The following is a 24198-nucleotide window of genomic DNA, read 5'->3' on the forward strand; positions in this document are numbered from 1 at the left end:
AACAAAAGGGTGATGGAAGCCGTTCTCTCCCCCCCCCCCCCCCCCCCCCCCCCCCCTGCCCCCCCCCCCCCCCCCCCCCCCCCGGTTCCGTGCCGCCCGCGCCCGGTGCGCTCCGCGATACCGGCGCCGGCCCGCGGTGTCAGCTCTGGCCGTAGCAGATGCAGAACGGGTGCCCGGCCGGATCGCTGAAGACCCGGAACCCCGACCGCTCACCCCCGCTGTCGCGCAGGAAGGTCGCCCCCAGCTCGATCACCTCCCGCTGCGCCCGCTCCGCGTCCGCCAGGGTGGGCACGTCGAAGTCCAGGTGGAACTGTTGCGGATGGGCCGGGTCCGGCCAGCGCGGCGGCTGGTGGTCGGGGGCCGACTGGAAGGCGAGCCGCCGGCCGTCCGCGGCGGTGAGCGTCGCCCACCCGGGGTCGCTGTCGTCCAGCCGCCAGCCGAGGATCCGGCCGTAGAAGGCGGCCAGTGCGGCGGGGTCGGGGCAGTCGATGACGGTGCACTGCAGAGTCGCGATCATGAGCAGACCCTAGGCGCCGACCGGCCCCCCGGGGGGGGCGATGGTGCCGCACGAGCCCGCCGTGCCTCGCCGGAGACGGATATGACCCGATCGGTGGGGACAAATCATGGTCACGGCACGAAAAATCCCTGGCACGGAGGGAAAAGTCCGGGGTCGGAGCGCGAAAATCCGCCAAGAAGTGGAACCTCCTTCCAGGCGGATCGCTCTTTCACGGTGGAGGAGCCGCGCCGGGGGCGGCCCCTCCGACGCGGACCGCCCCGCCCCCTTCCGAACCCCCCATCGGGGTCGGGGCGGCCCCGCGAGCCTGACATAGGGTCGGGGGCCATGATGCACAGCGAGACACCCCGCGCCGACCGGCCCGATCACGGCGGCGCCCCCGGTACGGACCGCGCCTCCGGCGGAACCGGAACCCCCACCGAACACACCCCCGGCGCCGCCCGGGACATCGACGACACCGTCCTCGCCGAGCTGGCCCGGCTGCGCGACAGCATCGACAACATCGACGCGGCCGTGGTCCATATGCTCGCCGAGCGCTTCAAGTGCACCCAGCAGGTGGGCCACCTCAAGGCCGAGCACCGGCTCCCCCCGGCCGACCCCGGCCGCGAGGCCCGTCAGATCGCCCGGCTGCGCCAGCTCGCGGAGAGTGCCAAACTCGACCCGGCCTTCGCCGAGAAGCTGCTCAACTTCATCATCGCCGAGGTCATCCGGCACCACGAGACCATCGCCCGTTCCTGAGCCCCGGCGCCCGGACCGCGGCGCCGCCCCGGAGGGGCGCACTCCGGTGGCGCGCTCCGCCCCCGTCCGCACCCCGCAACCGCTTCCCACCCGTGTGCCGCCCACGGGAGGTAGGGCAGCATGTCCCCATGTCCGTACTGACGCGCGAGGAAGCGCAGACCCGAGCCCGCCTCATCGAGGTGCACCGCTACACGATCGACCTCGACCTCACCCGTGGTGACGAACTCTTCGGCTCGACCACCACCCTGCGCTTCACCGCCCGGGAGGCGGGTGCGGACACCTTCGTCGAACTCAACCCGGCGGTGCTGCACCGCGCCGTCCTCGACGGACAGCAGCTCGACCTCACCGCCGTCGCCGCCTCGCTCGCCGACGGACGGCTCCCGCTCACCGGCCTCGCCGCGGGCGAGCACGAGCTGCGCGTCGAGACGGACATGCGCTACTCCCACACCGGCGAGGGCATGCACCGCTTCACCGACCCCGCCGACGGTGAGACCTACCTCTACACCATGTGCTGCATGGCGGACGCCGACGCCGTCTTCGCCGCCTTCGACCAGCCCGACCTCAAGGCCGTCTTCGACGTCCGCGTCACCGCCCCGCCCGAGTGGACCGTCCTCGGCAACGGTACCGCCACCCGCGTCGGCGACCCGGCCGACGGCCGCTGGGAGCTCGCCACCACCCCGCCCATCAGCACCTACCTGGTCGCCCTGGCCGCCGGGCCGTACCACTCGGTGCGCACCGAACACGCCGGACTGACCTTCGGACTGCACGTCCGCCGCTCCCTGGCGCCCCATCTCGAGGACGACGCCGAGGAGCTCTTCGACATCACCCGGCGCTGTTTCGACCGCTACCACGAGATCTTCGAGGAGCCGTACCCCTTCGACTCCTACGACCAGGCGTTCGTCCCCGAGTTCAACTCCGGCGCCATGGAGAACCCCGGTCTGGTCACCTTCCGCGACGAGTTCATCTACCGTTCCGCCGTCACCGACGCCGAGCGGCAGACCCGTGCCATGGTCATCGCACATGAGATGGCCCATATGTGGTTCGGCGACCTCGTCACCATGACCTGGTGGGACGACATCTGGCTCAATGAGTCCTTCGCCGAGTACATGGGTTACCAGGTCCTCACCGAGACCACCCGCTACACCGACACCTGGGCCGACTTCGGCGTCCGCCGCAAGAACTGGGGCTACGACGCCGACCAGCGCCCCTCCACCCACCCCGTGGCCCCCACACCCGAGCAGGTGCCCGACACCGCCGCCGCCCGCCTCAACTTCGACGGCATCTCCTACGCCAAGGGCGCCTCCGCCCTCCGCCAGCTCGTCACCTGGCTCGGTGAGAAGGACTTCCTCGCGGGCATCAACCGGCACTTCGCCCGCCACCGCTTCGGCAACGCCACCCTCGCCGACTTCCTCGACTCCCTCGCCCACGGCTCCGACCGCGACGTCCACGCCTGGGCCGACCGCTGGCTGCGCACCACCGGCGTCGACACCCTCACCCCCGTCGTCACCGCCCAGGGCGACCGCTGGACCGCCGAGATCCGCCACGACGCCGGAGCCGACGGGGCCGGAGCCGACGGCTCCGCCGCCACCCCCCGGCCGCACCGCATCGCCATCGGGCTGTACGACCACGAACCGGCCGCCGCGCACCAGCTGGTGCTGCGCCGGCGCGTCGAAGCCGAGCTCAGCGGCGCCGAACCCACCCTCACCCTCTCCTTCAGCGGCCCCCGCCCCGATCTGCTGCTGCTCAACGACGGCGACCTCAGCTACGCCAAGGTCCGGCTCGACCCCGGCTCCTGGAAGACCGTCGTCCGCTCGCTGTCCGGCCTCCCCGACGCCGTCAGCCGCGCGGTCCTCTGGAACGCCGCCCGCGACATGGTCCGCGACGGCGAACTGCCGCCCACCGACTACCTCGACGCCGTCCGCGCCCACCTCCCGCGCGAGACCGACATAGCGATCGTCCAGGGCGTGCTGTCCTTCGCCCGCACCCAGATCGCCGACCGCTACCTCCCCGCCGACCTGCGCCCCGCCGCCCTGACCACGATCGGTGACACCTGCCGCGACCTGCTGCGACGCACCGAGGACAACTCCGGCCCCGGGCTGCGGCTCGCCGCCGTCCGCACCTACATCGACAGTGCCACCGCCCCGGCCGGGCTCAGCGACTGGCTCGACGGCGACACGGTCCCCGGCGGCCCCGCCCTCGACCCCGAACTGCGCTGGCAGATCCTCGGACGGCTCGCTGTCCTCGGCGCCATCGGCCCCGCCGAGATCGACGCCGAGCTCGCCCGCGACTCCAGCGCCACCGGCCAGGAGGGCGCCGCCCGCTGCCGCGCCGCGCTGCCCGACCCGGAGGCCAAACGAGCCGCCTGGGAGGCCCTGTTCGGCACCGCCGACGAAGGCTCGAACTACCTGGTGACCGCCACCGCCACCGGCTTCTGGCAGCCCGAGCACCACGCACTGCTCGCCGACTACCTCCCGCGCTACTTCCCGGCAGCCGCCGAGGTGGCCGCCCGGCGCGGCCCGGCCATCGCCGACGCCGTCGCCCGCTCCGGTTTCCCCAGCACGGTCGACGATCGGACCCTGGAACTGGGCGAGGAGTGCCTGCGCCGCGACGACCTGCTGCCCGCCCTGCACCGCCGCCTCGCCGACCAACTCGACGACCTCCGCCGCGCGCTGCGCGTCCAGCGGACCCGGTGGGACCGGGGGAGCGACGCGTAGCGCGCGCCGCGCGTTTGGCGGGAGTGATGCGTAGGGCAGCTGGTGCGCCCGCTCCACGGCGCCTGCTCGACGACCTGCACCGCGCGTTCGGCGGGGGCGGGGGAGTGGCGCGCTTGCCGCGCGGCTGGGTCCCGTGATCGCCGTTGCCGTGGCCCGCTTCGGGTTTCCCAGCGCCGTGGGCGACCGGGCCCCTTCTGCGGCGCGCGTGGCCGCGCGCGCCGCGCGTTCGGCGGGAGCGGTGCGCAGGGCACCCGGCGCGCCCGCCCCACGGCGCGTGGTCCCGCACTCGCCGTCACCTGCTCCGGGTTCCCCGCGCTGCGGACGGCCGGACCGGGAGCGGCTCGCCGATGCCGTGGCCCGCTCCGGGTTCTCGGCGCCGTGGGGGACCGGGCCCTTTGCGCCGCGCGTTCGGCGGGGGCGGGGGGAGCGGGGCGCAGGGCGCCCGCCGCGCGATGGCCGTGCCGGGGCCCGGGCCCGTTCAGGTCGGTCCACCACCGTGGAGGAACGGACCCGCGCTCGTACCAGGGCGACGCCGCCGCGCCCCGCGCGGCAAGGGGCCGCGCGGTGGCGTACCACGTACGGGTGGACTTCATGGGCCCACCGGCCGAACCGCTTGCGCGCGAAGTACGTTGAGGCAGCTTTCGCCTCCCCTACTTCGAGACGAGGGGCACACCCATGCCTGTGCCCGCCACCGGGACCGCCCGTCTGCTCGCGGGCGGCGGCCGCGGTCCGGACGCGCTCCGGCCCATGGTCGACACCGTCCTGGACGCGCTGGCCCGCGGTGCCGCCGACCGTTCCGGGCCGCTGCCCTCCGGCGGACCCGACGCGGTCGCGCGCCGTGTGCGGGCCGTCGCCGAGCCGCTCATCCCGGACGTCGGCGAGGGCGCGCCGCTCGCCCTGCGCACCCTGGTGCGCGCCCTCGCCGCGGGCGCCGCCGATCCGGCCGACCCCCGCTGCGCCGCCCATCTGCACTGCCCGCCACTGGCCGTCGCGGCCGCCGCCGACCTCGCGGTCTCCGCGCTCAATCCCTCCCTCGACTCCTGGGACCAGGCCCCCGCCGCCTCCGAACTGGAAGCGCTCACCTGTCGTGCCCTGGCCGCGCTGGTCCACCCCCGCGGCCCCGCGCCCGACGCCCTCGTCACCACCGGCGGGACGGAGGCCAACCAACTCGCCCTGCTGCTCGCCCGCGAGGCCGCCCGCACCGCGGTCCCGGCCGGGCCGTCCACCGGCCCGCGGATCATCTGCGGTGCCAATGCCCATCACAGCGTCCACCGCGGCGCCTGGCTGCTCGGCCTGCCCGCCCCGCTCACCCTCCCCACCCCCGCGGGCGTCCTCGACCCGGCCCGGCTGGCCGACGCCCTCGCCCCGCAGCCCGGGCGCACGGCTTCCGGTCCGGTCCTGGTCGTCGCCACCGCGGGCACCACCGACAGCGGCGCCATCGACCCCCTCCCGGCCCTCGCCGACGTATGCGAACGCCATGGCGCGGCCCTCCATATCGATGCCTCCTACGGCGGACCGCTGCTGTTCAGCGACACCCACCGGCACCGTCTGACCGGGCTCGACCGCGCCCGTTCCGTCACCCTCGACCTCCATAAACTCGGCTGGCAGCCGGTCGCCGCCGGACTCCTCACCGTGCCCGACGCCCCCGCGCTCGCCCCGCTGGACCACCGGGCCGACTACCTCAACGCCGACGACGACACCGAATCCGGTATCCCGGACCTCCTCGGCCGCTCCCTGCGCACCACCCGCCGCCCCGACGTCCTCAAGGTCGCGGTCACCCTGCGCGCCCTCGGCCGCCGCGGCCTCGGCGACCTCGTCGACCACGTATGCGCCGCCGCACACCAGCTCGCGGACCTCATCGAGGCCCACCCCCGCCTTGAACTCCACGCGCGCCCCACCATCAGCACCGTCCTCTTCCGCCCCACCGGAGCAGGACCCGCCACCGTGGCCGCCCTGCGCCGCCGCCTCCTCACCGAAGGACGCGCCGTCCTGGGCCGCGCCACCACCGCCGACGGACTGTGGCTCAAGGCCACCGTCCTCAATCCGCACACCCAGCCCGCCGATCTGCGCGGGCTGCTCGCACTCGTGGAAGGCGACAGCACCCCATGAGCACCGCACAACCCCCCACCGGGACCCCCGCCTCCCTCCCCGGTCCGCGGCCCGGAGCCGCCTCCCCCCTCGACACACCCCTGGACCTGGCCGGTGTCGGCATCGGCCCGTTCAACCTCTCCCTCGCCGCCCTCGCCCACCGCGTCCCCGGGCTGCGCACCGCCTTCTACGACCAGCGGCCCGCCTTCCAGTGGCACCCCGGTCTGCTCATCGACGGCGCCACCATCCAGGTGCCCTTCCTCGCCGACCTGGTCACCCTCGCCGACCCCGCGAGTCCCTGGAGCTTCCTGAGCTACCTCAAGGCCCAGGACCGGCTGTTCCCCTTCTACATCGCCGAGCGCTTCCACATCGAACGGTCCGAGTACGACGCCTACTGCCGCTGGGTCAGCGAGCGTCTCCCCGGTCTCCACTTCGGCCACCAGATCGACGCCGTGCGCTGGGACCACAGCCACGACCTCTTCGAGATCGACTTCACCCGTATCGGCGCCGACGGCGAGGCCGAGGCCCTCGGCCGCACCCACGCCCGCCATCTCGTCCTCGGGGTGGGCACCGAGCCCTATGTCCCCGAACCGCTGCGCCCGCTCGCCGAGGCCCCCAACGTGCCGGTGCTGCACGCCGCCGACTACCTCGAGCACCGCGAACGGCTGCTGGCCACCGGGCAGGTGACCGTCATCGGCTCAGGCCAGTCCGGTGCCGAGGTCTTCCTCGACCTGCTGCGCCACCGCCCGCTGGGCGCCGAGGGGCTCCACTGGCTGGCCCGCACTCCCGCGTTCACTCCCATGGAATACAGCAAGCTGGGGCTCGAGCAGTTCAGCCCCGACTACACCCGCTACTTCCACGGGCTCCCCGAACCCGTACGGGACCAGCTCCTGCCCCGCCAGTGGCAGCTCTACAAGGGCATCGCGCACGAGACCATCGACGCCATCCACCAGGAGCTCTACCGCCGCGCCCAGCTCACCGGCGGCTGGCCCGGTGCCGTGCTCACCCCCGGCGTCACCGTCCGCACCGCGGGCCGGATCGCTGCCGCCCGCCTCGAACTCCACCTGGAACACGCCCAGCAGGGCACCCGGGCCCGGCACACCACCGAGGCCGTCGTCCTGGCCACCGGCTACCGCGAGCGCCGGGTGGACACCCTGCTCGCCGCCCTCGATCCCTACATCCGCCGGGACTCCTCCGAACGCCCCCGTATCGACGCCCAGCACCGGCTGGTCCTGGACCCGGCGATCACGGGCTCGGTCTACGTCCAGAACGCAGAGCGCCACAGCCACGGCGTGGGCACCCCCGATCTGGGACTCGCGGCCTGGCGCTCCGCCGTCATCCTCAACTCGATGGCGCCGGAACCGGCCTATCCGCTGCCGTCCCGCACCGCCTTCACCACCTTCGGGCTCCAGCCGTCAGGCTCCCGCTCCACCCGGGCGGGTCTTGCCCAGCTCCCCGACCAGCGCGACCGGCTGACGCGTACGCGGACATGACCACCACACCACGCCACCGCGCACCCCGGCCTCCAGCGGATGGGAGTCGGGGTGCTCGGGGCACTCCGGCCAGACGGCGGGCCTGAGCGCGGCGCACAGCGCCTCCACCGCCCAGTCACTCGCCCGCTCGGCGAGGTGCGCCAGCCGCTCGGCCGCGCTGTGGCCCGGCCACAACAGGATGCCGATACCGCTGCCGTCGGCCTCGTACAGCCAGACCATGTCCTCGCCGCCGTCCCCCTCCCCGCGTCCTTCCCGGACGACGGGCTGGACGGCACAGGTGGCCCGCAGATCGCGGAGGACCGGGGCGAGGGCGGCGGCGAGGTCATCGGTCATCCGGCCATCATTCAGAACACCGGGGTGCCGTCGCGCGTGAGTTTCCAGTCCACCGAGGCGAACCGCGCCACATCGATCGTCCCCTGGGCCTTCACCCAGCCGATGATGGTGTTGCGGATCTCGTCGGAATCGGCCCACACCTGCTTGGCCTTGGCCACGTGCGGGAAGTTGCCGCCGCCGCTGGCGCGGTAGTTGTTCACCGCCAGGACGAACCGGGCGTCGTCGGCCACCGGCTTGCCGTCGAAGGTCAGCTTCGCGATCCGGGAGCCCGGCGCCTTGGCGATGTCGATCTCGTAGGCGACCCCGCTGACCGCGTCGTAGTTGTAGTCCGGGGTGTTGTCGGCGTTGGTCAGCTTGGCCGGGTCCACATCACCGTCGGCGGCCGTCCGTACGTAGTAGCGCGCCGAGAACTCCAGGTACTCCTTCAGCTGGGCGCCCGTCAGCACCCGTGCCTCCAGGGTGTTCTCGAACGGGTACAGCCCCGCCACCTGCCGGATGGTGACCTTGCCCGCCGGAACCTTCGCCGTCCGGGAGAAGCAGGACGCCTGCGAGAGCACCGGCAGCGCGGCGTGCTCGGTCCCCGCCAGTGCCTTCTTCACCGTCTCCGTCTGCACATGGTTGATGAAGTCGATGATCGGGGCGTCCTTGTACGGCGCCTCGGTGGCCGCCATCGCCGCCGTGCAGTCGCCGATCACCTGGTTCACATAGCCCACGACCTTCCTGTGCTCATCGCCGAGCAGCGCCACGATCCGCGGGTCCTCCCCGGCCGTGGCCGAGTTCAGCACCTTCGCGGACACCGACTCCACCCGCCAGCGGCCCCGGGCCCACTCCAGCTCGACGTCGAACAGCGTCAGCCGCTGACCCCACTTGAGCGGCTCGGAGAGCACGACCTCTCGGCCGGTCTCCTTGTTGACCACCCGGGACTCGGGGACCTCCACATGGGCGTGGCCGACCAGGATCGCGTCGATGCCCGGCACCTGCTCGGCCACCAGCGCCGCCGCGTTCTCCACGTAGGGCACCTGGTCGCCGTAGCTGGATGTGCCGCTGGTGCCCGAATGCGCCGAGACGATCACGACGTCCGCGCCCATCGACCGCAGCTTCGGCACCCACTTCGCCGCCTGCTCCTCCAGCCCCGGGAAGGTCATCTTCCCCTGCACATTGGCCTTGTCCCAGATGGCGATGCCCGGGTTGGTCAGCCCCAGCACCGCCACCTTCACCTGACGCCCGCAGGGGGTGCGCAGCCGGGTCATCCAGTACGGCGGGAACGCGGGCCGCAGCGTCTTCGCGTCCAGCGCGTTGGCGCCCAGCAGCGGGAAGTCGCACTGCTCCTCGAACTTCCGCAGCACCGGGATGCCGTAGTTGAACTCATGGTTGCCCAGGGCCGCCGCGTCGTAGCCGATGGCGTTCATGGCCTGCGCCATCGGGTGCACCGGGCCGTTCGCGCCGGTGATCGGGTCCACCTTGGCGTAGTAGTACGACAGCTGGGTGCCCTGGATGGTGTCACCCGCGTCGATCAGCAGGGTGTTGCGGCGGCCCTTGGCCTTCCGGACCTGCTCCACCAGCGTGGAGATCTTCGCCAGGCCGACGTCGTTGTGGGCGGCGTCGTCGAACTCGGCGTCGGTGAAGTAGTCCCAGTTGAAGACGTTGCCGTGCAGATCGGTGGTGCCCATGACGGTGAAGGCGTACCGCTTGGGGTGTCCGCCGCCCTTCCCGTCCTCCCGGTCGTCCGCCTCGGCCGGAGCGGCGGCCGCGCCGCCGGCCAGCGCCACCCCGGCGCTCGTCGCGGCCGAGCGGCCCAGGAACGTTCTGCGGTTGAGCGGCATGGTCTCTTCTCCCCTGTGCTATTGGTGCGCTTCGTGTCCGGAACGGGCACAACGCGCGTAGATTCTGGCCCAACCAGACCGTCCGGCAACAGCCTTGACAGGTTGCGATCGGGTTGCTTCCGATGGCTTCCGGCATCCTGGGGGAATGGCCAACCGACATCTGCGCGTCGCCGCGTACGCCGTCTGCGTGGACGACGGCAAGGTCCTGCTCGCCCGATGGCTCGGCCCCGACGGCAAGCGGTGGACCATGCCCGGCGGCGGACTCCACCACGCCGAGGACCCCTGTGACGCCGTCCACCGCGAGGTCGCCGAGGAGACCGGCCACACGGTGGAGATCGAGCGGCTGCTCGGCATCGACACCGTCCGCGAACGCACCTCCCGGCGGCTCCGCCGCGACCGCCACTTCCACGGGGTGCGCATCCTCTACGCGGCCCGGGTGACCGGCGGGGAACTGCGCCACGAGACCGGTGGCTCGACCGACCGGGCGGCGTGGATCCCCGTGGACGAGGTGCCCGGACTGGACCGGGTACCGCTGGTGGACATCGCCCTGGCCCTGTACGCCGAACGCCCGCCGCACGGACGGCCCGTCGCCCCCACGCGCTGACCCGCCCGCGTCTTCCTGTCCCCCCTTCCCGTGAGGAGCAGCCCCATGGACCAGCCCGCGGCCCCCCTCCCGTACGGCACCCCCGACACCCCGCGGCTGGCTGTCCGCGGCGAGGCACGGCTCGAGGTCGACCCCGAGCTCGCCGGCCTCCAGATCACCGTCACCGCCCGCGGCACCGACCGGCGGACCGCCCTGGAGAGCCTCACCCGCCGCAACAAGGACGTCCTGGACCTGGTGACGTCCTACGGCGACGCCATCGAGACCCAGGAGACCGGTGCCTTCACCCTCACCCCCGAACTCACCGCCAAGGGGCGCCATGAACGCGTCCGCGCCTACCACGGCCGGGTCCACCTCACCGTGACGGTCACCGACTTCACCGTGCTCGGCGAACTCACCACCCGGCTCGGCGACACCGAACTCACCACCGTGAACGGACCCCGGTGGGCACTGCGCCCCGACTCACCCGCCCACCGCGAGGCCCGCCAGGAGGCGGTGCGCCAGGCGGTACGCCGTGCCCGCGAGTACGCCGGGGCACTGGGTGCCTCACTCGTCGCCCTGGTCGAGCTGGCCGACCTCGAGGCGGAGAACGGGGCGATGGCCCCGGCGGCGGTGGCCGCCCCGCGATCACGCTCCGGCTACGGCGGCGCCGAGCACGCCCCCGCGCTGGATCTGGAACCGGTGCGCCAGACCGTGTACGCACAGGTGAACGCGCGCTTCACCATGACCCGGCCGGAACTCTGAAAAACACCTCCGGAACCCCTGGGAAGCCCTGGGAACCCCCCGGAAGTCCGCTCATCGGAGCATGGCCGTGCACGTTTCATTAGTTGTCAATAACCTGCCATGCAATTGCCATCGAGGACTATGGACTTCCCGGTCCTTTACCCACGGGTAAGTCATAGGCTCGAGTCATGCGCCGAGCGAAAATCGTCTGTACCCTGGGACCCGCCACCGACTCGTACGAGCAGATCAAGGCACTCGTCGAGGCCGGAATGGACGTGGCCCGCTTCAACCTCAGCCACGGCACCTATGCCGAGCACGAGGAGCGTTACCGGCGAGTGCGGAAGGCCTCGCTGGAAACCGGCCGCAGTGTCGGCATCCTCGCCGACCTTCAAGGCCCGAAGATTCGCCTCGGCCGATTCCGTGAAGGTCCCGTACTGCTTGAACGCGGCGATGAGTTCACCATCACCGTCGAACCGATCGAGGGCGACCAGCACCGCTGCGGCACCACCTACGACGGACTTGCCACCGACGTCACCAGGGGCGAGCGGATCCTCGTCGACGACGGCCGCGTCACACTGGAGGTCGTGGATGTCGACGGCCCCCGTGTGCACACCATCGTCATCGAGGGCGGCATGGTCTCCGACCACAAGGGGCTCAACCTCCCCGGGGTCGCCGTCTCCGTCCCGGCCCTCTCCCAGAAGGACATCGACGACCTGCGCTGGGCGCTGCGCACCGGCGCCGACATCATCGCCCTGTCCTTCGTCCGCAACGAGAAGGACATCATCGACGTCCACCGGGTGATGCAGGAGGAGGACTGCCGCCTCCCGGTCATCGCCAAGATCGAGAAGCCCCAGGCGGTCGAGAACCTGGAGGGGATCGTCGATGCCTTCGACGGCATCATGGTCGCCCGTGGTGACCTCGGCGTCGAAATGCCGCTGGAGCAGGTGCCGATCGTCCAGAAGCGCGCGATCAAGCTGGCCAAGCGGAACGCCAAGCCGGTGATCGTCGCGACCCAGATGCTGGACTCGATGATCGACAACTCCCGTCCCACCCGCGCCGAGGCGTCCGACGTGGCCAACGCGGTGATCGACGGCACCGACGCGGTGATGCTCTCCGGTGAGACCAGCGTCGGGAAGTACCCCATCGCCACGGTCAAGACCATGGGCCGGATCGTCGCCGCGGCCGAGGAGGACATCCTCGCCAAGGGACTCCCGCCGCTCACCGAACGCAACAAGCCCCGCACCCAGGGCGGCGCGGTGGCCCGCGCGGCGGCCGAGATGGGCGACTTCCTCGACGCCGCGTACCTGGTCGCCTTCACCCAGTCCGGCGACACCGTCCGCCGCCTCTCCCGCTACCGCTCCCCGATCCCCCTCCTCGCCTTCACCCCCGAGCCCAACACCCGCTCCCAGCTCAATCTCACCTGGGGCGTCGAGACCTTCCTCGGTCCGCGGGTGGACTCCACGGACTCGATGGTGGCCCAGGTCGACGAGGAACTGCTGCGCCTCGGCCGGTGCAAGAAGGGCGACCTCGTCATCATCACCGCCGGTTCCCCGCCCGGTGTCTCCGGCTCCACCAACCTGGTCCGCGCCCACTACATCGGAGCGGACGATCTGCGCTAGTCCCGCGCCTCCGCGGTCGGAGCGCTGGGCTCAGTACTTCGGCCCGACATGGGCGTCCATGAGGGCGACGGAGGCGCGGCGGGCGACGGAGATATTGAACGGGTCGCTGCCACGCGCCAACGTCGTCCACTCCACGCCGACCTTGGTGAGGGTGTCGGAACATAACGTGCGGATGTCGTCGGACTTGTTGGTGAAGAAGTACCGGGGATATTCATAGCGCTTGCGCTCGCCCGCAACGATGCGGGTGGTCCAGTTGGTGATCCGGCAGCCGTCCGAGTGGAAGAGCCCGCGGATGAAATTCCAGGGGTACCTGTCAACGATCTGCTGCTGCCACGGCTCCAAATGGATGGGGCGTTCATGCTTCTTGCCCGCCCCGTGTTGGGGAAACATGCACCACAGATGCTTGGAGTAGATCTTCACGTTGCGGCAGCCTGGCCTGCGTGCCTGGCAGACCGAGTTGTCGGGGAAGACGGTGCGCATCGCCGCTTTGCACTCTTCGATGAGACCTGGCCATGACTCGCTACACGCGATCATGAGGCTGGGTACTCGATGCTGGGAGTACTGGATGATGTGCCCGTCGCCCAGATAGAGGCCGAGTACGTATGCATAGGCGCTTCCGTCGAGTTCACGTCCGTCGCAGCGTGGACATGGCCGACGAGACTTCCCCGGCAGGGTGCCGTGTTTCGCGCGATCGAGATGGAGCCAGTGGCCCACGGTCCCTACGGGTACGCCGAGCATTCGAGAGACGTCCGCGTTCTTGACTCCGGAGCGGAGCAGCTTGATTGCCTTCTGGCGCACATCAGTGCCATGCGTGTGCATGTGATAACCCTGCGCCAAGAAGGCGACACGTAGGGCGGAAGGACGGTGATTTCACGAGAACGTGAAGGTCCGCTTGGAGACCATTGAAAACGAGGTACCCGGTGTGGGACTCGAACCCACACGCCCGAAAAGGGCACGGCGGTTTGAGCGCCGCGTGTCTAGCCTATTCCACCAACCGGGCCGGTTGCGCTCGATAAGCGTACCCTGTGCGGCTGCACCCGCGCTGCTGGGTAGGCTCGGGGGTGCAGCACCTGCCATGAACGAGGAGCCCCGTGAGCGCCACCGAGCCCGTCGACGAGCAGTCGCACGTCCCCCCGCACACCACCCGCGTCGTCATCGCCGAGGACGAGGCGCTGATCCGTCTCGACCTCAAGGAGATGCTCGAGGAGGAGGGGTACTCCGTCGTCGGCGAGGCGGGCGATGGTGAGAGGGCCGTCGCGCTCGCTCTGGAGCACCGGCCCGACCTCGTCATCCTCGATGTGAAGATGCCCGTGCTGGACGGGATCTCCGCCGCCGAGCGGATCGCGGGGGAGCGGATCGCGCCCGTGCTGATGCTCACCGCCTTCTCGCAGCGCGAGCTGGTGGAGCGGGCGCGGGACGCCGGGGCGATGGCCTATCTGGTGAAGCCGTTCAGCAAGAGCGATGTGGTGCCCGCCATCGAGATGGCCGTCTCCCGCTTCACCGAGCTGAAGACGCTGGAGCAGGAGGTCGCCGACCTCTCCCAGCGGCTGGAGACCCGCAAGCTGGTGGACCGGGCCAAGAGCGTCCTCCAGACCCAGTACGGGCTGACCGAGCCCGCCGCGTTCCGCTGGATCCAGAAGACCTCGATGGACCGCCGGCTGTCGATGCAGCAGGTGGCCGAGGCCGTCATCCAGGACGCGGAAGAGAAGAAGGCCAAGGAGCAGTAACCGCCGGGACACAAGGGAGAGGCCCGCACCGTGCGCACGGTGCGGGCCTCTCCCTTCTTCCTGCGTGCTCAGTCCTCGCCGAGGTACGCCTTCCGCACCGACTCGTCGTGCAGCAGCGACTCCCCGGAGCCCGACAGCACGATCTTGCCGATCTCCATCACATGGCCCTGGTCGGCCAGCGACAGCGCCGCCTGGGCGTTCTGCTCCACCAGCAGGATGGTGGTGCCCTGCGACTTCAGCTCGGCGATCGTCTGCATGATCTTCTGCATCATGATCGGCGAGAGCCCCATCGAGGGCTCGTCGAGCATCAGCAGCTTGGGGCGGGACATCAGCGCCCGGCCCATGGCGAGCATCTGCTGCTCACCGCCGGAGAGGGTGCCCGCCGCCTGGGCGCGGCGTTCGCCGAGGATGGGGAAGAGGTCGTACGCCTTCTGGATATCGGCGGCGATCCCATCCGCGTCCTTCCGGAGAAACGCTCCGAGCTGGAGGTTCTCGGCGATCGTCAGCCGGGGGAAGATATGCCGTCCCTCGGGCGAGTGGGCCAGGCCCAGCGCGACGATCTTGTGGGCGGGGATGCCCTTGAGCGGCTTGCCGTCGAAGCGGATGGAGCCGCCGAGGGGTTCCAGGAGGCCGGACAGGGTGCGCAGGGTGGTCGTCTTACCGGCGCCGTTGGTGCCGATCAAGGTGACGACCTGGCCTGCCTCGACGCTGAACGAGATGCCCTTGACGGCTTCGATCTTGCCGTAGGCGACCCGCAGGTCCTCGACCTCGAGCAGTGCGGTCACTGTTCGTCCTCCGTACGTGCTGTGGTGCTCTCCGCGTCGCCGGTGGCGGCCGACTTCTTCGTCGGGCCCGCCCCACCGGCTCCGGCCTCCGCGGCCTCGACCTCGGCGGCCTCCTCCTCGCCCGGGTCGCCCTCGAAGGGCGTACCGAGGTAGGCGGCGACCACGCGTTCATCGCTCTGGACGACCTCCGAGGTGCCCTCGACCAGCTTCTGGCCCTGGACGAGTACGGCGACCCGGTCGCACAGGTTGAAGATGAAGCGCATGTCGTGCTCGATGACGAGCACGGCGGTGCCCCGGTCCCGGATGGCGAAGACCAGTTCCTCGGTGACCCGGGTCTCCTGCGGGTTCATTCCCGCGGTGGGCTCGTCGAGGAGGAGCAGCCCGGGGTCGCTGGCGAGGGCCCGGGCGATCTCCAGCTTGCGCTGCTCACCGTAGGGGAGGTTGCGGGAGAGGTGGTCGGCCTTGTCGGCGAGGCCGGTGAACTCCAGGAGTTCCATGGCCCGTTCCCTGGACGCGGCCTCGGCCCGCTTGAAGCCGGGGCCGCGCAGCAGGGCGGACCACAGGCCCTCCTTGGTGCGGGTGTGGCGGCCGACGAGGACGTTCTCCAGCACCGTCATATTGGCGAAGAGCCGGATGTTCTGGAAGGTGCGGGCGACACCGGCCTGGGTGACCAGGTGCGGCTTGGGCGGCAGCACGGTCCCCTTGTAGGACACGGTGCCCTCGGTGGGCACGTACAGCCCGGTGAGGCAGTTGAAGAAGGTGGTCTTGCCCGCGCCGTTGGGGCCGATGAGGCCGACGATCTCGCCCGGGTGCACGGCGAAATCGACGGAGCGTACGGCCGTGAGTCCGCCGAAGCGCATGGTGACGCCGGTGGCGGTGAGCACGGGAGCGGTCGTGGTGGTGGTCGTCATGTCGGTCACGCCTCCGCCTTGGTGACGCCGACGGCGCTGTTCTGGAGCCCGGTGCCGTCGGGCACGTCGAGCTGGCCGGTCTCGTGGTACTCGAGCTGCTGCCGCCGGTTGGGGATGATTCCTTCGGGGCGGAAGCGCATCAGCAGGATCAGCGCGATGCCGAAGGCGAGGAGCTGGTAGTCCTGGAGGAATTCCAGCTTCTTGGGGATCAGGAAGAGCAGCGTGGCGCCCAGCAGCGGACCGCCGATGGTGCCCATACCGCCGAGGATGACGGCGGCGAGCAGGAAGGTGGAGTTCGGTGGTACGGGACCGGCGAACACGTACTGCTCGGGGACGACGGTGGTCTGGAAGTGGGCCCAGACGGTGCCCGCGACCCCGGCGAGGGTGGCGCCGAGGGCGAAGGCGATGAGCTTGACCCGGAAGCCGTTGATGCCCATCGCGGTGGCGGCGGTCTCGTCCTCGCGGATGGCCACCCAGGCACGCCCGATCCGGGAGTTGCCCGCCCGGCTGAAGACGAGCACCACGAGGATCGTGACGAGCAGCATCAGCAGGTAGTAGTTGCCGTTGGAGTCGAGGGTGAGCCCCGCGAAGGTGTGGTCGTCGGCGAAGTTGAAGCCGAAGATCTCCAGCGGCGGGATATTGGGGATGCCGTTGGGACCGTTGGTGACCGAGGGGCCGGAGGTGCCGTCGAGGTTGAGCACGGCGATACGGAAGATCTCTCCGAAGCCCAGGGTGACGATGGCGAGGTAGTCGCCGCGCAGCCGCAGGGTCGGGGCGCCGATGACGACACCGAAGATCAGTGAGACCACGGCTCCGGTGATCATCGCGGCCCAGAACGGGAAGTGGATGTCGATGGTGGAGGCGGTGGCTCCGGAGACCAGGGCCGCGGTGTAGGCGCCGACACCGAGGAAGGCGACGTAACCGAGGTCGAGGAGTCCGGACAGGCCGACGACGATGTTCAGGCCGAGGGCGACGGTCGCGAAGATGGCGATGTTGACGCCGAGTTCGGTGAAGCTGGCCTTCTCCTGGAAGAAGGGGAAGGCGACGGCGGTGACCAGTGCCGCGATCAGGGTGGTGGAGCGGTGGGTGGTGGTGAGCGCGCTGATCCGGGTGATCAGCCCCGACTTGGTCAGGGTGATGGCACCGAAGATCACCGCGATCAGGTAGCCCAGGAACGGCTCGGGGTGGTCGGCGTCGGTCTGGATGCCGTAGTTGAGGACGTAGAGACCGACGGCGAAGGCACCCGCGATGATCAGGATCTCGGCCCAGGAGGGGAGCTCCTTGGGGCGGCAGATCGGCCGGGTGTCATCCGGCAGCAGGAAGGCGGTGGCGACCGGGGCCGCGGTGGCCACGGCGGCGACATAGCCACCGGGCTCCAGGTTGACCAGGCCGTCGAGGTCGACGGCGATGGCGATGACCGTGAACCAGGTGATGGCGAAGGTGCCCAGGGCCGCCGCGCGCAGGGCCGCGGTGGAACCGGCCGGGGTGAGCCAGCGCAGCCCCCGGATGTCCAGGGCGGAGAGCGCGAAGAGGGTGGTGGCCAGCGCCAGCACGAGGGTGAGGAGCTGGAGCCCGCCGGGATAGCCGTAGACGGTGAGGTCCCCGGGGAACTCGTCCGTCCAGGTCCAGGCGAGGAAGGTGGAGAGGACCCCGGCGAGTCCGCCGGCGGCGGTGAGCGCGCGCAGCAGGGTGGTGCGGGGGGCGGCGCCGGTGTTCGGGGCGGTGTTCTTGGTGTCGGTGCTCATGGTCACTCCCTCACGCCCGGTCCGCTACGCGTTCGCCGAGCAGACCCTGTGGCCTGACCAGCAGGACGAGGATGAGCAGGGTGAACGCCCAGACGTCCTTCCAGGCACCGCCACCGAGCTGGTCCATCCCGGGGATGTCCTGGATGTACTTGATGGCCAGGGCTTCGGCGATACCGAGGACGACGCCGCCGAGCATGGCGCCGTAGATGTTGCCGATGCCGCCGAGGACGGCGGCGGTGAACGCCTTGAGACCGGCGATGAAGCCCATCTCGAAGTTGATCTGGCCGTACTTGAGCCCGTGGGAGAGGGCCGCGACGGCGGCGAACGCACCGCCGATGGCGAAGGCCATCACGATGATGCGGTCGGTGTTGATGCCCATCAGCTTGGCGGTGTCCGGGTCCTGGGCGGTGGCCTGCATGGCGCGGCCGGACCGGCTCTTGGACACGAACAGGCCCAGGGCGAGCATGCACATCGGGGCGGCTATCAGCAGGAAGGCGTCGCCCCGCTGGATGTGCAGATTGCTCAGGATCTCAAAGGACTTGCCCTCGAACTGCGGGAAGCTGCGGGGCTTCTTGGCGTCCGGGTAGAAGGCCCAGACGGCCTGCTGCAACGCGATGGACAGGCCGATCGCGGTGATGAGTGGTGCGAGTCGTGGTCCGCCACGCAGGGGTCGGTAGGCGAAGCGTTCGGCCGCCGTGGCGATGGCGACCGACGCGACCACTCCGCCGATGAGCATCAGCGGCAGGGCCAGCGAGAGCGCGGTGCCGCTGGGCAGCCAGATGTAGATGGTGAGGGCGCCGAAGCCCCCGATCATGAAGATCTCGCCGTGGGCGAAGTTGATGAGCTGGACGATGCCGTAGACCATGGTGTACCCGATGGCGATCAAGCCGTAGAGAGCACCGAGGGTCAGGCCGTTGACCAGCGTTTGCGGCAGTTCGTGCACCGCAGGGCCTCCGATGAGCGTGTCGGATTATGACGCCGCGCGAGGGCGCTGGTGTGCGCCCTCGCGCGGTTCGTTGGGTGAAGTGCGGGGCAGAAGCCGGGTCAGTCCTTGAAGGTGGCGCTCTTCACGGACTTCCAGGCGCCCTTCTTGACCTCGTAGACGGTGAGCTGCTTGTTGGTGGTGTCGCCGTACTGGTCGAAGGAGACCTTGCCGGTGACACCGTCGAACGAGACCTTGCCGAGCGCCTCGGTGACCTTGGCGCGGGCGTCGTCGGGGAGCTCGCCGTCGTTGTCCTGGGCGACCTGCTTGACGGCCTGGATGATCGACCAGGCGGCGTCGTAGGAGTAGCCGCCGTAGGCCGCGAAGGGGTCCTTGTAGCCCTGGGCCTGGTAGTTCTTCATGAACGTCTTGGCGGAGTCCAGCTGCTCGACCGGGTAGCCCACGGAGGTCGCGAGGTCACCGTCGTTGCTGGTGCCCGACGCCTTGATGAAGGCGGGGTCGTAGATGCCGTCGCCGCCCATGACCGGGACGTCCGCTCCGGCCTGCTTGACCTGGTCGGAGAGGAGGCCGCCCTCGGGGTACTGGCCACCGAAGTAGACCGAGTCCGCGTTGGTGGACTTGACCTTGCTGGCGATACCGGAGAAGTCGGTCTCCTTGACGGTCAGGTGGTCGGTGCCGACGACCTTGCCGCCCAGCCGCTTGAACTCGGCCGCGAAGATCTTGGCCAGGCCGTTGCCGTAGGCCTGCTTGTCGTCGACGACGAAGACCTTCCGCTTCTTGGCGTCCTTGTAGTAGTACTGCGCGGCGAAGCGACCCTGGATGATGTCGGTGGTCGCGGTGCGGAAGTAGGTCTTGAACGGGCGCTCCTTCTTGCCGGAGGCCCAGTTGTCACCCTGGCTCAGCGCCGGGTTGGTGTTGGCGGGGGAGACCTGCGCGAGCTCGCCCTTGTTGAAGACGCCCTGCATGGACTGGGCGACGCCCGAGTTCAGCGGGCCGACCATGCCGAGGATCTCGTCATCGTCGACCATCGAGGTGGCGTTCTGCTTGCCGGAGGACGGCACGGCCTGGTCGTCGAAGGACTTGACCTTGAACGTGACGCCCGGCACCTCGTTGTTCTTGTTGGCTATCTTCGTCGCGAGGTCGACGGAGTTCTTGATGCCCTGGCCGAGGGCGGACAGCGAACCGGTAAGCGGGGCATCGACACCGATGACCACGGTGGTCTTGCTGTCCTTGTCCCCTGAGTCTTTGCCGTCGCGCGACCCGCAGGCAGTGAGGGTGAGGGCGCCCGCGGTGATCGCGGTCGTCATGATGAGCAAGGAACGGTGTCGCACGAGGAATCCTTTCCTGGCCGGCACCCGTCTCATGAGGTGCCGTGTCCTCGCCGAATGGACCTGTCGAGCCGTGCAGGTGCGGCGTACACCCGACGGGGTCGTGACTGGCTGTGACTCTAAGCGTGGGGCGTCGCGGGTGGCAGAGGTGCAGGCCATGATGTGACTGTCTTGTTATGACGGGTGTCACCCGGGGGCGTCTGTGTAGCGGAACAGAACGAACGAATCGGTCAAAACCGGATTAAATATTTGGTCCGGATACTGAGAAGTTGCAGTTCCGCTAAGGAGTGTGGGGAACTCGCGAGCGATGTGCGGAGCAGTGTGCACGCAGCGCAGCGGGAAGATCGTTTGCGTAGGCGGCGCCCAGCGGAAAAGTCTGGTCCTGTATGGCGCGGGTGTTACGGAGCGTGATGTCGAGCGGAGGCAGTTCGACCCCGAGCGGAATCCCCGAACAGCGCCGTACCGCGATGCGCACGGTGAGCTGACGGGTGTCCCCGGACCGCGCCGTGAGAGGGGTGCGCGGGCTGGTGGTGAGGGGCGGCGCGGGATCCGGCTGGGTGATGTTCTCCACGGTCACAGCGGTGTTCCGGACCGCGGAGACCCGTATCCGGAATGCGAAGACACCCTCGTCTGCCGGGTCCCCAGGGGCAGTTGTGCCCCCATGGCCCACCTCGACCACCTGAGCCGGTCAGGGGGGTGGCGGGGGTGCGGACGGGGCGGTCCGGTGCGGCAGGAGATAGCAGCCCGTCGCGATCGCGGCCACAAGACCGGTGAGGGCGAGGGCGGTACGGCGTGTGCGCCGGGGCAGCGCCGTCCAACGTTCGTACGCGCCGGGCGAGTCAGGGTCACCGGAGCGGCCGGAGAGGGTTTCGGGGGTGGTGCGGGGATGGGGCCGGGCGGTCCGGCGGGCCCGGTGGGAGGGGGCGCGGGGCGCGGCTCATCGCCGGGGAGCGCCGGTTCGACCGGTCCGATGCCCCTCATCGGCGTCGCACCGTGTGATGTCTGATCAACTCCTGCGCCGCGCAGACCGTGCGCACCCGGGTCGATGCCCGCATGGAGAAACGGTAGAACGCGCCGGCAGGGGTGGCCATGGCCGTGCGCGGGCCGGGGCGACGGCCGTCATGAGCTGAGGGACGGCCGTGCGCCAACGGTCAGGGCGTCACTCGGCGGTGCGCTCCTTCGCCTCCTGGATATCGTCGACCAGCTTGGACCGCCCGCTGCCGTCCACCTCGCGCAGCAGGCAGGTCAGCCGGGCGGTGCACACCCGGCGGTCCTGCTCGTCGGTGATCACGATCTCGTAGGTGGCGGTGGAGCGGCCCTGGTGGACGGGGGTGGCGACGCCGGTGACCTCACCGGAGCGGACCCCGCGGTGATGGGTGCAGTTGAGGTCCACCCCGACCGCGATCCGGCTGCTGCCGCCGTGGAGCATCGAGCCGATCGAGCCGAGGGTCTCGGCCAGCACCGCGGAGGCGCCGCCGTGCAGCAGCCCGTACGGCTGGGTGTTGCCCTCCACCGGCATGGTGCCCACGACGCGCTCGGCGGAGGCCTCCCGGATCGTCACGCCCATGCGCTCGCCGAGGTGCCCGGCGGAGAACAGCGCGGGAAGGTCGACACCGAGCGCGGCGTACTCGTCGATGACCTCTTGCGGCAACTTCACGCTGGACTGCTCGCCCATGGACCGGCTCCGTTCGTCTGCTTGTCGTCGCCATCTTCCTATCAGGTGGCTGAGCAAACGCTTAGGCCGGGGCGCTCCGTTCCAGGCGGATCACCACCGACTTGCTGGCCGGGGTGTTGCTGGTGTCGGCGGTGGCGTCCAGCGGCACCAGGACGTTGGTCTCCGGGTAGTAGGCGGCGGCACAGCCGCGCGCGGTCGGGTAGTGGACCACGCGGAAGCCGTCGGCGCGCCGCTCGCTGCCGTCGGTCCACTCGCTGATCAGATCGGCGTAGGAGCCGTCGGCGAGCCCCAGCTCCCGGGCGTCCTCGGGGTGGACCAGCACCACCCGGCGGCCGCCTCTGATCCCGCGGTAGCGGTCGTCCAGTCCGTAGATCGTGGTGTTGTACTGATCGTGGGAGCGGAGGGTCTGGAGCAGCAGCCGGCCCTCGGGCAGCTCCGGGTACTCCACCGGGGCGGCGGTGAAGTTGGCCTTGCCGGTGGCGGTGGGGAAGGTGCGGTCGTCGCGCGGGCCGTGCGGCAGGGCGAAGCCGGAGGGGTCGCTCACCCTGGCGTTGAAGTCCTCGAACCCGGGGATCACGGCGGCGATGCGGTCCCGGATCGAGGCGTAGTCCTGTCCGAACTCCTCCCAGGGGGTGCGGCTGCCGGGGCCCAGCACCCGGCGGGCCAGCCGGGCGACGATCGCGGGCTCGGAGAGCAGCTGGGGCCCCGCGGGCTCCAGCCGCCCGCGCGAGGCGTGCACCATGCCCATGGAGTCCTCGACGGTGACGAACTGCGGACCGCCGGCCTGGAGGTCCCGCTCGGTGCGGCCGAGGGTGGGCAGTATCAGGGCCCGTGCGCCGGTGACCACGTGCGAGCGGTTGAGCTTGGTGGAGACGTGGACGGTCAGCCGCGCGGTGCGCATCGCGTCCTCGGTGACCTCGGTGTCGGGCGAGGCGGCCACGAAATTGCCGCCCATGGCGAAGAAGACCTTGGCCTGGCCGTCCCGCAGCGCGCGGATCGCGCGTACCACGTCGAAGCCGTGCTCCCGCGGCGGCGCGAAGCCGAACTCGCGCTCCAGGGCGTCCAGGAAGGCGGGGGCGGGCCGCTCGAAGATGCCCATGGTGCGGTCGCCCTGCACATTGCTGTGGCCGCGCACGGGGCACACCCCGGCGCCGGGACGGCCGACGTTCCCCCGCAGCAGCAGGAAGTTGACCACTTCCCGGATGGTGGGCACCGAGTGCTTGTGCTGGGTGAGCCCCATCGCCCAGCAGACGATGGTGCGCTTCGAGGCGAGGACCATGCGCAGCGCGCGGTCGATCTCGGCCCGGTCCAGCCCGGTGGCGCGCAGCGTCTCGTCCCAGTCGGCGTCGCGGGCCGTGGCGGCGAACTCCTCGAAGCCGTGGGTGTGCTCGCGGACGAACTCCTCGTCCACCGCCCCCTCGGTCTCCAGTATCAGCCGGTTGAGCAGGCGGAAGAGGGCCTGGTCGCCGCCGAGCCTGATCTGGAGGAAGAGGTCGGTGATCGCGACACCGGTGGTGAGGCCGCGCGGGGTCTGCGGGTTCTTGAACCGCTCCAGCCCCGCTTCGGGCAGCGGATTGATGGAGATGATCTTCGCGCCGTTGGCCTTGGCCTCCTCCAGGGCGGCCAGCATCCGCGGATGGTTGGTGCCCGGGTTCTGCCCGGCCACGATGATCAGGTCGGCCGTGTGGAGATCCTTCAGCAGCACACTGCCCTTGCCGACGCCCAGGGTCTCGGTGAGCGCGGAGCCCGAGGACTCGTGGCACATGTTGGAGCAGTCCGGCAGGTTGTTGGTGCCGAACTCGCGGGCGAAGAGCTGGTAGAGGAAGGCCGCCTCGTTGCTGGTGCGGCCCGAGGTGTAGAAGACGGCCTCGTCGGGGGAGGACAGGGCGCCCAGTTCCTCGGCGATGATGCCGAAGGCGCGGTCCCAGGAGACCGGCTCGTAGGAGGTGGCGCCCTCGGGCAGGTACATGGGGTGGGTGAGCCGCCCCTGCTGACCGAGCCAGTAACCGCTGCGGGTGGCGAGGTCGGCCACCGGGTGGGCGGCGAAGAACTCGGGGGTGACCCGGCGCAGCGTGGCCTCTTCGGCGACGGCCTTCGCGCCGTTCTCACAGAACTCCGCCTTGTGCCGCTTCTCGGGCTCCGGCCAGGCGCAACCCGGACAGTCGAAGCCGTCCTTCTGGTTGACCCGCAGGAGGGTGAGCGCGGTGCGGCGCACACCCATCTGCTGCTGGGCGATGCGCAGTGAGTGGCCGACGGCGGGCAGTCCGACGGCGGAGCGCGGCGGGGGCGTGACGTCCGGCGCGTCCTGGACCGGGTCGCCCGTGGGCGGCTTGGCTGCCATGTCGCTCCCCTTTGAGCTCGGCGGTGCGTGTCCTGTGCAGGGATCTGCTGGACCCGATCCTGTCACGGGGCACCGACATCCGGGACCGGGCACTCTC

19 protein-coding genes and 1 tRNA gene are annotated in these 24198 nt (G+C 70.5%); 8 read left to right on the forward strand and 12 right to left on the reverse strand.

The window, feature by feature from the left end:
• Positions 1-139 precede the first annotated feature (139 nt).
• On the reverse strand, positions 140-517 hold the full coding sequence (locus AC07FT_RS33730) for a VOC family protein (protein WP_471202425.1): 378 nt from the start codon (positions 515-517) through the stop codon (positions 140-142).
• A gap of 444 nt (positions 518-961) precedes the next feature.
• Between AC07FT_RS33730 and AC07FT_RS33735 the strand changes: the two genes are divergently transcribed.
• The 4 genes from AC07FT_RS33735 to AC07FT_RS33750 all read left to right on the forward strand — a co-directional run bounded on the left by AC07FT_RS33735 (position 962) and on the right by AC07FT_RS33750 (position 7547).
• Positions 962-1252, forward strand: coding sequence for a chorismate mutase (locus AC07FT_RS33735; protein WP_479179936.1), 291 nt, complete (start codon positions 962-964; stop codon positions 1250-1252).
• 128 nt (positions 1253-1380) lie between these two features.
• Positions 1381-3966 (forward strand): aminopeptidase N, encoded by a 2586-nt coding sequence (pepN, locus tag AC07FT_RS33740; RefSeq protein WP_479179901.1) that lies wholly within the window; start codon positions 1381-1383, stop codon positions 3964-3966.
• A 675-nt stretch (positions 3967-4641) separates the two neighbouring features.
• Positions 4642-6075, forward strand: coding sequence for a pyridoxal phosphate-dependent decarboxylase family protein (locus AC07FT_RS33745; protein ID WP_479179902.1), 1434 nt, complete (start codon positions 4642-4644; stop codon positions 6073-6075).
• The gene (locus AC07FT_RS33750; RefSeq protein WP_479179904.1) at positions 6072-7547 is read left to right on the forward strand and encodes a lysine N(6)-hydroxylase/L-ornithine N(5)-oxygenase family protein; all 1476 of its coding nucleotides are present in this window, start codon (positions 6072-6074) and stop codon (positions 7545-7547) included. The genes AC07FT_RS33745 and AC07FT_RS33750 overlap by 4 nt, the downstream gene beginning before the upstream one ends.
• On the opposite strand, the gene AC07FT_RS33755 is transcribed toward AC07FT_RS33750, so the two are convergent.
• Together AC07FT_RS33755 and AC07FT_RS33760 are read right to left on the reverse strand one after the other, a co-directional pair.
• Positions 7470-7880 (reverse strand): hypothetical protein, encoded by a 411-nt coding sequence (locus AC07FT_RS33755; RefSeq protein ID WP_479179905.1) that lies wholly within the window; start codon positions 7878-7880, stop codon positions 7470-7472. The genes AC07FT_RS33750 and AC07FT_RS33755 overlap by 78 nt on opposite strands.
• An 11-nt stretch (positions 7881-7891) precedes the next feature.
• On the reverse strand, positions 7892-9703 hold the full coding sequence (locus AC07FT_RS33760) for a bifunctional metallophosphatase/5'-nucleotidase (RefSeq protein ID WP_479179906.1): 1812 nt from the start codon (positions 9701-9703) through the stop codon (positions 7892-7894).
• Positions 9704-9848: 145 nt separating this feature from the next.
• Here AC07FT_RS33760 and AC07FT_RS33765 point away from each other — a divergent pair, with 145 nt between their 5' ends.
• The 3 genes from AC07FT_RS33765 (at position 9849) to pyk (ending at position 12646) form a co-directional block, all read left to right on the forward strand.
• The gene (locus AC07FT_RS33765) at positions 9849-10307 is read left to right on the forward strand and encodes an NUDIX hydrolase (RefSeq protein ID WP_479179907.1); all 459 of its coding nucleotides are present in this window, start codon (positions 9849-9851) and stop codon (positions 10305-10307) included.
• Positions 10308-10352: 45 nt separating this feature from the next.
• Positions 10353-11048, forward strand: a complete 696-nt coding sequence (locus AC07FT_RS33770; RefSeq protein ID WP_479179908.1) for an SIMPL domain-containing protein — start codon at positions 10353-10355, stop codon at positions 11046-11048.
• A 167-nt stretch (positions 11049-11215) separates the two neighbouring features.
• On the forward strand, positions 11216-12646 hold the full coding sequence (gene pyk / locus AC07FT_RS33775) for a pyruvate kinase (RefSeq protein ID WP_432040409.1): 1431 nt from the start codon (positions 11216-11218) through the stop codon (positions 12644-12646).
• A gap of 30 nt (positions 12647-12676) precedes the next feature.
• Here pyk and AC07FT_RS33780 read toward each other — a convergent pair whose 3' ends face one another.
• Both AC07FT_RS33780 and AC07FT_RS33785 read right to left on the reverse strand, forming a co-directional pair.
• Positions 12677-13465, reverse strand: a complete 789-nt coding sequence (locus tag AC07FT_RS33780; protein ID WP_479179910.1) for a helix-turn-helix domain-containing protein — start codon at positions 13463-13465, stop codon at positions 12677-12679.
• A gap of 95 nt (positions 13466-13560) precedes the next feature.
• A tRNA-Leu gene (locus AC07FT_RS33785) sits at positions 13561-13646 on the reverse strand.
• Positions 13647-13737: 91 nt separating this feature from the next.
• Here AC07FT_RS33785 and AC07FT_RS33790 point away from each other — a divergent pair.
• On the forward strand, positions 13738-14373 hold the full coding sequence (locus AC07FT_RS33790; protein WP_479179911.1) for an ANTAR domain-containing response regulator: 636 nt from the start codon (positions 13738-13740) through the stop codon (positions 14371-14373).
• Positions 14374-14441: 68 nt separating this feature from the next.
• Here the strand turns inward: AC07FT_RS33790 and AC07FT_RS33795 are convergent, their stop codons facing one another.
• From AC07FT_RS33795 to AC07FT_RS33825, 7 genes are all read right to left on the reverse strand, one after another.
• Positions 14442-15158: an ABC transporter ATP-binding protein gene (locus AC07FT_RS33795; RefSeq protein ID WP_479179913.1), complete on the reverse strand. Its 717-nt coding sequence runs from the start codon at positions 15156-15158 to the stop codon at positions 14442-14444.
• Entirely contained in the window at positions 15155-16069 is a 915-nt protein-coding gene (locus tag AC07FT_RS33800) for an ABC transporter ATP-binding protein (RefSeq protein ID WP_471202460.1), read from the reverse strand. The genes AC07FT_RS33795 and AC07FT_RS33800 overlap by 4 nt, the downstream gene beginning before the upstream one ends.
• 5 nt (positions 16070-16074) lie before the next feature.
• Positions 16075-17814, reverse strand: coding sequence for a branched-chain amino acid ABC transporter permease (locus AC07FT_RS33805; RefSeq protein ID WP_479179914.1), 1740 nt, complete (start codon positions 17812-17814; stop codon positions 16075-16077).
• Positions 17815-17824: 10 nt separating this feature from the next.
• Complete coding sequence (locus AC07FT_RS33810) at positions 17825-18757, reverse strand: branched-chain amino acid ABC transporter permease (protein WP_471202405.1); 933 nt, start codon at positions 18755-18757, stop codon at positions 17825-17827.
• A 101-nt stretch (positions 18758-18858) separates the two neighbouring features.
• The gene (locus AC07FT_RS33815) at positions 18859-20088 is read right to left on the reverse strand and encodes a branched-chain amino acid ABC transporter substrate-binding protein (RefSeq protein WP_471202403.1); all 1230 of its coding nucleotides are present in this window, start codon (positions 20086-20088) and stop codon (positions 18859-18861) included.
• A gap of 1156 nt (positions 20089-21244) precedes the next feature.
• Complete coding sequence (locus AC07FT_RS33820; RefSeq protein ID WP_479179915.1) at positions 21245-21760, reverse strand: PaaI family thioesterase; 516 nt, start codon at positions 21758-21760, stop codon at positions 21245-21247.
• A gap of 61 nt (positions 21761-21821) precedes the next feature.
• Complete coding sequence (locus AC07FT_RS33825) at positions 21822-24101, reverse strand: FdhF/YdeP family oxidoreductase (RefSeq protein ID WP_479179916.1); 2280 nt, start codon at positions 24099-24101, stop codon at positions 21822-21824.
• Positions 24102-24198 lie beyond the last annotated feature (97 nt).

The organism is Streptomyces sp. NPDC045899 (assembly GCF_056431485.1).